This window comes from Paenibacillus sp. LBL (assembly GCF_029893715.1).
Taxonomy (GTDB): Bacteria; Bacillota; Bacilli; order Paenibacillales; family Paenibacillaceae; genus Paenibacillus_AQ; species Paenibacillus_AQ glucanolyticus.
Genome location: NZ_JARXYU010000014.1, coordinates 143223 through 155312 on the forward strand (window position 1 = coordinate 143223; position 12090 = coordinate 155312).

9 protein-coding genes and 1 rRNA gene are annotated in these 12090 nt (G+C 50.2%); 3 read left to right on the forward strand and 7 right to left on the reverse strand.

The features are described from left to right. Positions 1 to 114: 114 nt before the first annotated feature. From M2277_RS23855 to M2277_RS23880, 6 genes are all read right to left on the reverse strand, one after another. Positions 115 to 1458, reverse strand: a complete 1344-nt coding sequence (locus tag M2277_RS23855; RefSeq protein WP_280755648.1) for an ABC transporter substrate-binding protein — start codon at positions 1456 to 1458, stop codon at positions 115 to 117. A gap of 328 nt (positions 1459 to 1786) precedes the next feature. Next, positions 1787 to 2767: a ketoacyl-ACP synthase III gene (locus M2277_RS23860; protein WP_280755653.1), complete on the reverse strand. Its 981-nt coding sequence runs from the start codon at positions 2765 to 2767 to the stop codon at positions 1787 to 1789. Between the two features lie 246 nt (positions 2768 to 3013). Then, positions 3014 to 4330: an MBL fold metallo-hydrolase gene (locus M2277_RS23865; protein ID WP_280755649.1), complete on the reverse strand. Its 1317-nt coding sequence runs from the start codon at positions 4328 to 4330 to the stop codon at positions 3014 to 3016. Continuing rightward, positions 4327 to 5997, reverse strand: coding sequence for an ABC transporter permease (locus M2277_RS23870; RefSeq protein WP_152826954.1), 1671 nt, complete (start codon positions 5995 to 5997; stop codon positions 4327 to 4329). Before M2277_RS23870 ends, M2277_RS23865 begins: the two co-directional genes overlap by 4 nt. A gap of 61 nt (positions 5998 to 6058) precedes the next feature. Next, positions 6059 to 7123 (reverse strand): ABC transporter substrate-binding protein, encoded by a 1065-nt coding sequence (locus M2277_RS23875; RefSeq protein WP_006208256.1) that lies wholly within the window; start codon positions 7121 to 7123, stop codon positions 6059 to 6061. A gap of 21 nt (positions 7124 to 7144) precedes the next feature. Beyond that, positions 7145 to 8179 (reverse strand): ABC transporter ATP-binding protein, encoded by a 1035-nt coding sequence (locus M2277_RS23880; protein WP_006208255.1) that lies wholly within the window; start codon positions 8177 to 8179, stop codon positions 7145 to 7147. Between the two features lie 189 nt (positions 8180 to 8368). Between M2277_RS23880 and M2277_RS23885 the strand changes: the two genes are divergently transcribed. The 3 genes from M2277_RS23885 to M2277_RS23895 all read left to right on the forward strand — a co-directional run bounded on the left by M2277_RS23885 (position 8369) and on the right by M2277_RS23895 (position 11551). Continuing rightward, on the forward strand, positions 8369 to 9265 hold the full coding sequence (locus M2277_RS23885; RefSeq protein ID WP_052649262.1) for a LysR family transcriptional regulator: 897 nt from the start codon (positions 8369 to 8371) through the stop codon (positions 9263 to 9265). A gap of 157 nt (positions 9266 to 9422) precedes the next feature. Beyond that, positions 9423 to 10292 (forward strand): hypothetical protein, encoded by an 870-nt coding sequence (locus M2277_RS23890; RefSeq protein ID WP_348537791.1) that lies wholly within the window; start codon positions 9423 to 9425, stop codon positions 10290 to 10292. 1109 nt (positions 10293 to 11401) lie between these two features. Continuing rightward, positions 11402 to 11551 (forward strand): hypothetical protein, encoded by a 150-nt coding sequence (locus M2277_RS23895; RefSeq protein ID WP_280755651.1) that lies wholly within the window; start codon positions 11402 to 11404, stop codon positions 11549 to 11551. A gap of 447 nt (positions 11552 to 11998) precedes the next feature. On the opposite strand, the gene rrf is transcribed toward M2277_RS23895, so the two are convergent. After that, positions 11999 to 12090, reverse strand: a 5S ribosomal RNA gene (gene rrf / locus M2277_RS23900); the annotation flags it as partial.

Consider the following 12090-nt stretch of genomic DNA (forward strand, 5'->3'; position numbering starts at 1 on the left):
CACCTCCAGGTGGGTAAGGATAAATCCGAAGCCGAGGGGAGGGCTATATCCCATCTCGGATTCGGATGCATCACTTGATATGAACGAGCTAAGCGAAAGCTTATCCTCAGTTTCTTAGCTGCGATCGACCAGTGTCTTAATTTGTTTCATTGCGCTTTCCCACTCTTTTTGCGGGTCCGCTTTCTTCTCCAGCACGTTCTTAAGCGCGTTCTTGATAATGGTATCGGTCTGGTCATGCAGCGGTCCGTAATACACCGGCTTGATACGCTCGGCTGACTTGGCATATGCTTCGGAAATAACCTGACCGCTGAAGAATTCATCCTTCTCTTCCGTGAAGGAAGGCTCGCTGTAAACCGCAGGAATGGACGGGAATAAGCCGCTATCCTTAAACGATTTCAGCTGGTTCTCCTGGTTCAGCACCCACGAGATAAATTCATACGCTTCCTTCGAATGCTTGCCTTCCTTCGGCAAGGTCAGGAACGATCCGCCCCAGTTGCCTGCTCCTTCAGGGAGCTGGGCAATTTGCCATTTGCCTGCGGTGTCCTTGGCATTACGAATGGTACCGGCAATCCAGGCCGGGCCGAGCATAACGCCGAAGTCTCCATCATTAATCGCTTTTTGCCATTCAGGGGACCACAGTATCCAGTTGCCGATCCAGCCCTCCTGAATCCCTTTGACCGTAAAGTCATAAGCTTTTCTCACTTGCGGGTTCGTATCTCCTATAAAGGAACCGTCTTCTTTGTTGAAATAGATTTGATCCGGCGATTGGTCGCGAACCCCGTTGTATACCAAATCCGTCAGGTCAGCAAACGGTTTACCCGTTTTGCCTGTGAATTCCTTGGCCACGCTTGCGAATTTATCCCATGAATCAATCGCAGCGCTGAACCCGTCCGGATCCGTAGGCAGTCCCGCTTGCTCAGCCAAATCGGTACGGTAGTATACAACCGTAGGGCCGATGTCTGTAGGAAGACCCAGTTGGAACGAGCCATCCACCGATGTGGCTTGCTTCCATTTCCATTCCAGATAGTTGCCTTCTACATCTTTGGCACCGAGATCATACAGGTTATAGAACTTATCCTGGTTGTTAATAAAGCGTTCCATAAAGGCAATCTCAAGTTGAAAAATATCAGGTGCGCCAGAGCCTGCGGACAACGCCGTTGTCAGATTGTTGTGATGCGCCGTCTGGTCCGACGTATTCTGGAATTTGAACGTGATGTTCGGATGCTCTTTGGTGTATTCCTTAGCCAGATCCTCATAATTGGTCGTACCCAATGACCAGAAGGACAGCTCGATTTTCTCTGTAGATGGTGCTTCTTCCTTCGTATTGTCCTTCTCTTCGGTGCTGCCTCCCCCCGGAGATTCAGCCGTTTTGTTTCCGTTGCCGCCTCCACACGCCGCCAGCGAGAACACCATGATGATACTCATGAGCAGCAAGCTCCATGATTTAAACCTTTTCATTCTTCTACCCCTCTTCCATCAAACGTATTTTTCTTTTATAGTCTAATGAAAGCGGCACCAAATTTTGAGGAGGCAAACTTTCGAATTTGAGTTGAATTTATTACGATTCACGTTTGTCCACTTCGTAATTCCACCACAAAAAAACCGCATATCGAATGTCGATAGCGGTCTTACGGATATTTTAGATGTGAAACTCTCGGACTGATGAGCCCTTTGACAGCCGGATGATTCCTGCGGTGGTGGTGGTTTTACCTATGCTGCCTTTCCGTATTCCTTCGGAACTTGGCACCTGTCCATGACAGGTCGATTTCTTATATCATGCAAGAGATCATATCGTCCATTTAACGATGGAGCCGGCATAGGTCATTCCCCCGCCAAATCCATAGAGCAGCACATGGTCTCCTGCTTTCAAGCGTCCTTCATCCACGGCCAGCTGAAGCGCAAGCGGAATGGAGGCTGCCGATGTGTTTCCCCGGTACTCAACGCTGGTTAACGTTCGGTTCATTGAAAAAGGCCCTCGCTCGTTGATCGCTTCGATCATGCGAAGATTGGCGCTATGCGGTACGAACCAATCCACTTCGTCCGCGGTCATGCCCCCTTTGGACAGTAAGGTACGGACACCCTCCGGAATGTTCCGAATGGCCCACTTATATATCTCACGGCCATTTTGAACAAGACACCCGCTCTTTAACTCCGCTCCGTCCATCTGCTCGGAAAGGGCTGTCTTGTACAGATGAATGCCGCCTTCGCCAAACGTACCTGATATGGAAGCTGCAATGCTCGGCGAATCCTCATCCCGCTCCAGCAGTACAGCGCCAGCACCGTCCCCAAACAGAACACATGTCGTTCGGTCGGTGTAATCCGTAATCTTCGATAAGGTTTCCGCCCCAATGACGAGTATCTTGTTGTAGGCTCCCCCGGATATTAATCCGTCGGCCATCTGAAGTGCATATACAAATCCCGCGCAAGCTGCATTCAGATCGAGTGCCCCCGTACTGGTTATGCCCAGCTTCGATTGCACGCGAGAGGCCGTGCTTGGAAAAGAATATTCCGGCGTGCTTGTAGCCACAAGAATCATATCGACATCCTGCACGGTAACACCGTACCGATCAACCATATCTCGCACAGCACGAATGGCAAGGTCAGACACAAACTGATCCGGAGCAACTATCCGGCGTTCCCGCATGCCTGTGCGCTGGACAATCCATTCATCGCTGGTCTCGACCATCTTCTCTAAATCCGCATTGCTTAATATCCGTTCAGGTACATAGGTCCCGATTGCTGTAATCCTTGATTTTGATTGGCTCATCATTCACACCTCCAAGTTTATAATCATTATATCACCAAGTACTAGTACTTGGTACTAATTTATTTTTATGCAGGTTATGATTACCCTTCACCAACTTCACATCCCTCTAAACACAGGCGAATGGAGGCTGTGAGAATCCCGCGAACAGCCTATAAGGCCATGAGAACCCTACGTGGTAATCTATGAAACACAAGCAAAAAACCTCCATCGCCAATGAAGCGACAGAGGTTCCTGGATTCCCAACTATTAGAAGTGTACTTCCTCACCCACCGAAATGGAGTGAATGTGAATATGGGGATCAGTTAATTCCTCGACCAGACGGACTCGTAACCGGTCCGTTTCTGCTTTGTCTGCATGAACAAGCACGGTATGCTGCGCCGGTATAGCGGTTATCATCTGCCGAACGTCCGCCAGACCCTGATGCACTTTATACCTGATTTTCATAACAGAACAATCCCCGTAATCCTCTGGATGCTGAAGGAGACGCTGTCCAAAGGTTCCATTAGAAACATGCCCAGTGAGCAGAACCAGGTTCCGGGAATCTCTGGAAAACCGATGGTAGTACCACTGTGCCAGATCCGACTGCATCATTCCGTCGGTTACGAACCACAACGAGGCTCCCTGTTTCTCAAGCCATGACTCGCGTTCTGCATCGCTACCGGGTACAATCCAATTATTTTGGCTCAGCAATAACTCAAGCTCGCTTTTCATTCCCTGACCGGAATCCGTGCTGCGAAGCCACTCCGAACGGTAAAGCAGCCGCTTCATCCCTTCGATCAGCGGAGCTTCAGTCACGATCGGGATATGCCCCCAATTTCGGGATGCCCAGAGAATCATTTCTTGACCCCGACCCACAGCCGGGACCGGCAATAACACTTTTCCTCCGCTTTGCAGCGTGCTCTGAATCGTTTGCTCCAATTGCATCAGCCTGTCGGCCTGTGAATGAGCATCCGTCCCGTAAGCTGCATCTACAATAGCCAGATCCAGCAGCATGGCGGATGACGTGTCTGCAAGTGAGGGGTTATCGTCCTCCAGCAGCAGAGATTCCGAGGTATAATCGCCCGAATAGAAGATCCGTTTTCCTTCGGCCTCTACCAGCAACCAGACAGAGCCCATCATATGTCCGCTTCTCCCCCACATCACCTTAACACCGGGGAGCGCGTCAAACCATGTCAACCTCTTCGCCTCTTCCTCCAGAAACCGATAGCGGATAGCACGCTGATCTTCTTCCCTATAGGGAAGTTTCTCGCCCACCCGTTCCGTATACTCCCGCCAGGAGGCGAAATAGGCCGTTAATTGTGCCGCCGTCTCCCGGGTCGTCCATACCTCCCCCTGATATCCAAGGCGATACAAGAGCGGAATCGCCACCGAGTGATCCTCATGAGCATGAGACAGAAACACCGCATTAAGCTGCGGAACCTGCTCCGGCTGTATAATCGGATAGACCCCGGTTCCTTCCTTCATAACACCGCAATCCAGCAGCAAATGGACCCGATTGCCGCTCAGCAAATAGGCGGAGCGGCCATGCTCGCCCGCACCGCCCCACACTGTCAGTTTCATCATGATGCATTCCACTTTCTTTTAGAATTCATGGCTTCGACCATCAGCAGCAGCACCACCGTCATTCCGACGGAGACCACCGCCATAGCCATGCCGAGAGACACCTGGCCCTGCTCAAACTGGGCAAATATATACGTAGCCGATGTCTGCATCGAAGGCGGCAGAATGAGCAGTGACCCAACCAGCTCCCGCGACGCAATCGTGAACGTCATAATCCATCCCGCCAGCATACCCGGCATAATCAGCGGCAGCAGAATCCGCCGCAGTATAAGCAGCGGACCGCCTCCGAATACCTGGCCTGCTTGAAACAGGGTGCCATCAATCTGCGTAAAGCTGGCCTTCACATACTGCACCGTGTACGGCAGGAACAATACAACATAAGTAAGAACGACCATTCCATAGGTATTATAGAGCGTCACCGGCATCCATGGTGCATTCCAGAACAGGATCAATCCGACCACCATCACGATCCCGGGCACCGTGTTGGGCAGGAGGCTAAACAGATCAATGACCCGCTGCATCCGCCCCTGGGACTTGCCAATCGTTAGGGCAAATCCAGTACCCAATACAACCGCCACCGTTGATGCCGCAAGCGACAATCCCAGACTGTTACCAAGCGCTTTCAGGCTGACAGATCCCCATGACAGCAGTTCCTTATAATGATCGAGCGTCAAATTATCCATAGATAATCCGGCTCCCCGGAGCTTCATCAAGGAAGCGGCAATGACGGAAAAATAGGGGATTCCAACCGACAATATTAGCAGCAGCCCGATATATAGCGCGCTGACTGCGCCTTTGCTGCCGCGCAGCGAATATCTTTTGGAGCGCTGGCCTTTACCTCCGACAAGGCGATAGGTAAATCTCCGGCTGACCGTGGACTGCATGTACCACATCACCAGACAGACGGACAGCAGTACTGAGGCAAGCGAGGTGGCTTTACCGAAATCAATCGGCCAGCTTGATATATATTTGTGAATTTCCGAAGTCATCACATAATATCCGATACGTCGTCCGAATGTTGCCGGTGTGCCGAATTCGGCAATGGTTTTTACAAACACCAGCATCGCGCCCATGCCGTAAGAGGATAACAGCAGCGGCAGGATAATTTTTCTGAACCGATACCCTGCGCCTGCGCCGTGAACCGCGCCGGCCTCCTCCAGATTGCCGCCGATCCGAATCAGCGCATCCCGCAGAAGCAGGTACAGGAAAGGGAACAAGTGCAGGCTCATAATCAGCACCATGCCCCCGAAGCTGAAGAATGACTCGCTCCACCTCGCTGCTCCCGGCAGCCATTGCTGTAAATATCCGCCCTTCTGCATGAATAGAATCCAGCCCATCGAACCGATATACGGCGGGGTCATGAACGGTATCATCAGAATCACATCCACCCACCGATGCTCTCCCAGCCGGGTCTTGGCCATAATCCACGCGAGCGGAAGCGCGAACAGTGTTGATCCTGCCACCACGCATACTCCGAGCCAAATGGACTGCAGCAATATGCCGGACAGCTCATGGCCCGCTATCGTTCGTATCGGAGCCAGCCAATCCAAGTGCTGTTCCGGGTATATGCTTTGCCAGAATATAAGGAGCAGTGGCACGCCAATGCTTATGATAAGAAGAAACAGGGCGAGAATAACGCCCAGTTTCCGAAAAAATGTCTGACTGTCCATGATGACAGGTCTCACCGCTGTTCACCTCACATGCCTTTTACGTGATTCACTTTTAAACGGTTTATTTGAATACCTCGGAAAAACGCGCGGCCGTTTCATCCCCGTGATCATTCATCCAGGACCAGTCCACCTTAAATACCGGAATATCCTTCAGATTGGTGCGTCCCTCAGCCTCCACATCCTCGCGGCCCGGAATCAGATAAGCTTCTGCCACCAGTTTCTGTGCCTCGTCAGACAGCAAGTAGTCAATAAAGGCCTTCGCATTATCCACATTCGGGCTGGATTTCAGAATCGCCGCAGGTCTTGGACTCACAACGGTTCCTTCTGCCGGATATACGATATCAAGCGGCTCCCCTTTGGCTTTGGCCGAATATGCCATATAATCCACGCCGGCAGCAACCATACTCTTGGCACCGGTGATCACCGGGTCGAGCGCTTCCTGATTCGCCCCAGCCATCGCGGTGCCATTGGCTTTATAACTCTCGAACAATTCCCAGCCTGCATCGCCTTTTACACTCAAATACCCGGTGATGAAATCAAGCGCGGATCCCGACAGCGTTGGATCAGGAATATTGACGGCATCCTTCCACTCCGGCAGACCCAGGTCCGCCCAGCTTTGCGGTGGCGTTGATACCAGATTAGTGTTGTATACAATCCCCAGTGCAGATGCGCTTGTGCTGAAATAGTTTCCTTCCGCGTCAGACCAATCCTTATTCAGCTTGTCCGCATTGGCGGCTTCCGGATAAGGCAATGTCAATCCATCCGCCTTCAACGCCTGTGCGGACGGAAGCGAAGCGAGAATGACAACGTCCGCGACCGGATTTGATTTTTCCGCTTCCATTCGCGCCAATATTTTGCCTGTTGTGCCTTGGAACATCTCGACCTTCACGCCGGTCTTGGCTTCAAATCCGCTCACGATATTGTCGGCAAGCTTCTGCGGTCCTGCGCTGTACAATACGAGCTTACCGCTTGCTGCAGCCGTACCCGATTCGGACGGCTGGCTGTTATCCTGAGCGGGCTTAACCGAATCGCCGCTCGGCGCGCTCCCGCATCCAAACAAACTCAAACTCATTACCGATGTCAATAATAACAGCGTGCTTTTTTTCCCCAACTTCAGACCCTTCATCTCCCCAACTCCCTTTCATCATTAGCCTGCGACAACAGGCGTCTGTTCTGCTGTATTTTGTTGCGTACTTCTACCTTGAAATGAGCCTTCATCCATCCGGCATATACAACGGGGAGAAACGTACAGATTAACGCGTTCCCCAATGACCACTCTCTTGTCCAGATAAGCTGTCCACTTGTTATCCGACTCGTCCAACTGCAGCCGGATTTCATATCGCTCGCCTACATAGCTGACACTCAGCACCGTTGCCTGATAGCATAAATCCTCTGTGCTGCTTCTGTTCCAGGTCACATGCTCCGGCCTCACCATCGTCTGATCAGGCGTCAGCCAGTTGGACTTGCCGATAAACGAAGCCACGAACGGGTGGCTTGGCGCTTCATATATGGTCTCCGGGGTTCCCCGCTGCAGCACCTCCCCCTTCCGCATGACCACAATTTCATCCGACATCGACATGGCTTCAACTTGATCATGGGTCACATAAAGCGCAGTCAGTCCCATGTCCTTCACCAGTGACATCATTTCGATCCGCATCTCCTCCCTAAGCACCGCATCCAGCGCGCTTAAAGGCTCATCAAACAATACGAGAGCTGGACGTATAGCTACCGCTCTGGCAAAAGCAACCCGCTGCTGCTGTCCGCCGGACAGCTGGTGAGGATAACGGTTCTCCATCCCCTGCAAGCGGACCATAGCCAGTGCTTCGGTTACCTTTTGCCGGAGATCCGCTTTATGCTTCGCCGCCTTTAATCCAAACGCCACATTCTCGTATACCGTCATATGAGGCCAGAGAGCGAAATCTTGAAAGACCATCCCAAAATTCCGTTTGTGCACAGGAACGTCAACTCTTTGGTGCACCGAGTAAATACACCGGTCTTCCGCGTAGATTTCTCCTCCGTCCGGCTGTTCAAGCCCTGCAATCATTCGGAGAAGTGTCGTTTTGCCGCAGCCGGACGGCCCCAGCAATGTTGTGAATTGACCATGACGCAGCGTTATATCGGTAGGCAGCAAAGCGGCTGTACCTTGAAACGACTTATGAATGCCCCTGATTTCAATCTCCACTTTCGATCCCTGCCTGTCTTCTTAAGCTGTTTCCAGTGTAATGCTCACGTTTAAGCGTTGTATTAGACTAATGTAAACACAGAATTAACTTTTTGTTTGAATTCTGTTGATACTCATAGATTAAATCTATATAGAGAGCATAAATAAGGAACAACTAACACCCAAGGGAGAGATGCAAACGTGAATCTGATGAAGCTGCAAATCGTGGAACTGATCGACCGTCATCATCATATGACCAGCGTTGCGGAGATACTCGGCATCAAGCAGCCAACCGTTACTTTTCATATGAAGTCACTGGAGGAAGAGCTGCAAGTCCGATTGTTCGAATCCCGAAGCGGAAAAACATTTCTCACCGAAGCCGGACAAGCCCTGCTGCATTATGCGGTTAAAATAAATTCGCTTGCCAGGGAATCCGAGCGGGTCGTCCGGGAGTACGACAGCTTGTATCGAGGAACACTCCATATTGGAGCCAGTTATGTCCCCGCGACCTATCTGCTGCCCGCGATCTTGAATACCTTTTCCCGTGAATTTCCCGGCATTCGGATATCCTTATCCGTTAAACCTTCACCGGTTATCCGTGATATGCTGGTCCGGCACCAGATTGACATGGGCATCATTTCGTCAGAGCCCTTTACGGGTTTCGGCCTGCAAGCTGAATCCTTGTGCAAGGATGATTTAACCTTGATATGTTCCCCAGGCCATCCACTCATACAATCGGATATGCTTCAGCCCGAACACATTGTTCGCACGCCCTTTGCCCTGCATGGAAGCGAATCCAGCACAAGGCAGCTGACGGATCTTTGGCTGCAGCAGCACAGCCTGCATATGCGGAGTCCCGTGGAGCTGGACTCACTGGAAGCGATCAAGCAGCTTGTGTTATTGGGCGATCATGTCTCCTTTATGTCGCGAATGGCTGTGCAGCGGGAGCGGCTGCAGGGATTACTGCACGTCCTGCCGATTCCCGGTCACAGGGCATCCCGGCATATTTACAGCGTTCATAACCAGGACCGTCTTCCTTCCGTGCAAATTCATCGTTTTCAGGAGGTGCTGCGGGAGATGGGCAAACAATTGGAGCAGGCACTCTAATAAAGCGAGGATATTTATTTCGGGCAGCGAGCGAATATAAAATGGATGCAGCTATTCAATAATTCTATGGATATTTTATACAGTTCATCCTCTCCGTTAACAGCTAACAATCAATCGACGCTTAAAGTAGGATTGAACCTAAATCCAGCTTATGGGAGTGATTGTATTGAGAAGATGGAAACAGCTGACATTGTCTTTCATGGTAAGTTTCGTGGCCCTGGGAAGCGGTGTGACCGGACTCCACGCATCACAAGTTTCAGCCGCTGCCAATGCCGTGCCTTCCTATGAAGTGAAGTTCCTTGCCAAACCCGAAGCCGTTCTAGGAACCAGCGGGAGTCTTCGGAATGACGTCATTCAGACATTCGGACTGGCTTCTGTTCCCCAAGCAATCGGGGTAGCTTACTATGACACGAACCATCTGGAACTGGATGCCGAAGGCTGGAATGTCCGTTTCCGCAAAAAAGAGGACAAGGATAACTACGAGCTTACCTATAAAAAACGGTATCCCATCCTAAACGGAGATATTAACGCCGCGCTAAGCTTGGCAAACCGTGAGGGCTTTGATGCTTCGGATGACAACTACGAGGCAGAGATTGATTGGGGATACGGCAAACAAACGCTTAGCTTCTCTAACACCAAGAAGGTGAACACCACAACAACCGGCACACAGCTTCCATCGGAGCAGGAATCCTTGGCTTTGCTGCTGGATAAACTGCCCGGTAAACTCAAAAAATGGTCCTCCCCCGATTGGGGTCAACAAAAGCTTTCACAGTCCCGTCTGCATGGTCCGCTGACCTTCTATCGTTACGAAGGCACGTGGGAGGGGCAGAAGATGAGCCTTGAAGTATGGCCTATTCGCAACGCAGAGGGCACAGGAACCGAGAATCTGATTGAAATCTCATTCAAAACAGCTGATGCTTCGGTTGCCTCCCAACTTCGAACCGAACTTATGGACACGCTGGTGTCTAACGACTGGCTTCTCCCCATTGATGGCTTGAAAACTCAGCTGATCTTGGAAAGATATTAATTTTGGAAAAAAAGGACGTCCGCAAAGACCTTAGGTCTTGTTGGGCGTCCTTCTGTTCGTTGCCATCTCCTCCATGTAACCACCTCATAATGACTAACGTACGCAGTGAGTTTTGTTAGTGGAGGTTGGGTTTGGGGACTGCTATAGGAAAGTGGCACGGATGATCTACTTTTGGAAAACTGGTTGCAAGTACTGCTGAAGACTTGTTACTGAAGACTTGTTACTAAAGACTGTTACTAGAAACTGCTGCCGAAATCGACTACTGAAATCGACTACTGAAATCGACTACTGGCCCCCTCTACTGCTGATGAAGCCCATCTTTTCAGAAAATCGTTCTCGGGGTTCTTGATCTCTACAGACGCAAACCACTACTGTAAAGCCACTACTGTAAAGCCACTTTTGGTGGTCTTCTTGATCTCTAACGGACTCAGATGACGCTATTCGCGGAAAAATGAAGCTATTGAAATTCTAACGGACCGGATTGAGCTTATATCGTCAAAAATGTGATCAAAACCGACTCATAGCCTAATATAACATCTGTGGGGTCCGTTACATTTGAAATCATCTAGTTTATTGCTATATAACACTCCTACGGTCCGTTAGATGGGGAATACTTGCATACCAGAGAATCTGCCATTGCTAATCTACTTTTGGAGCTGGCTGCCCATGCGAAATGCTGCCGAAGACCACTACTGGAAACTTCTACTAGAAAATGCTGCCGAAGTCTGCTGCTAAGGACCGTTACCGGAAAACAGCTCCTGAAGACTACTACTAAGGACCGTTACCGGAACTGCTCCTGAAGACTGCTACTAAATGCTATTGCCGGAAACTGCTGCTGGTGTTCTTCTTGATCGCTAACGGACTTAGATGACACTATTCGCGGAAGAATGAAGCTATTGAAATTCTAACGGACCAGATTGAGCTTATATCGTCAAAAATGCGATCCGAACCGACTCATAGCCTAATATAACATCTGTGGAGTCCGTTACATTTGAAATCATCTAGTTTATTGGTGTATAACGCTCCTACGGTCCGTTAGATGGGGAATACTTGCATACCAGAGAATCTGCCATTGATAATCTACTTTTGGAGCCAGCTACCTAAGCGAAATGCTGCTGAAGACTACTACTAAGGACCGTTACCGGGAACTGCTCCTGAAGACTGCTACTAAGGACCGTTACCGGGAACTGCTGCTGAAGACTGCTACTAAGGACCGTTACCGGGAACTGCTGCTGGTGTTCTTTCTTCTTGATCGCTAACGGACTTAGAGGACACTATTCGCGGAAAAATGAAGCTATTGAAATTCTAACGGACCGGATTGAGCTTATATCGTCAAAAATGTGACCCAAGCCGACTCATAGCCTAATATAACATCTGTGGGGTCCGTTACATTTGAAATCATCTAGTTTATTGCTGTATAACACTCCTACGGTCCGTTATGCGCAATACGTTCATACTAGGGAATCTGCCATTGATAATCTACTTTTGGAGCCAGCTGCCTATACGAAATGCTACTGAAGACTACTACTGGAAACTGTTACTGGAAAATGCTGCTGAAGAACTGAAAACTGCTGCAGAAGACTGTTACCGGAAACTATTATTGAAAACTACTGCTCAAGACTGTTTCTAGAAACTGCTACTGGTCTTTTTCTGCAAACAGGAAAAGACCGCTATCGATAACTCGATAACGGTCTTTATGGTTGTTCGCTTGGCGACGTCCTACTCTCCCGGGACCCTGCGGTCCAAGTACCATCGGCGCTGGAAGGCTTAACGGTCGTGTTCGGTATGGGTACGCGTG

Coding starts and splice junctions, on each gene's coding strand:
- M2277_RS23855 (WP_280755648.1), bottom strand. CDS start 1,458: ATGAAAAGGTTTAAATCATGGAGCTTGCTGCTCATGAGTATCATCATG.
- M2277_RS23860 (WP_280755653.1), bottom strand. CDS start 2,767: ATGAGCCAATCAAAATCAAGGATTACAGCAATCGGGACCTATGTACCT.
- M2277_RS23865 (WP_280755649.1), bottom strand. CDS start 4,330: ATGATGAAACTGACAGTGTGGGGCGGTGCGGGCGAGCATGGCCGCTCC.
- M2277_RS23870 (WP_152826954.1), bottom strand. CDS start 5,997: ATGGACAGTCAGACATTTTTTCGGAAACTGGGCGTTATTCTCGCCCTG.
- M2277_RS23875 (WP_006208256.1), bottom strand. CDS start 7,123: ATGAAGGGTCTGAAGTTGGGGAAAAAAAGCACGCTGTTATTATTGACA.
- M2277_RS23885 (WP_052649262.1), top strand. CDS start 8,369: ATGAAGCTGCAAATCGTGGAACTGATCGACCGTCATCATCATATGACC.
- M2277_RS23895 (WP_280755651.1), top strand. CDS start 11,402: ATGCTGCTGAAGACTACTACTAAGGACCGTTACCGGGAACTGCTCCTG.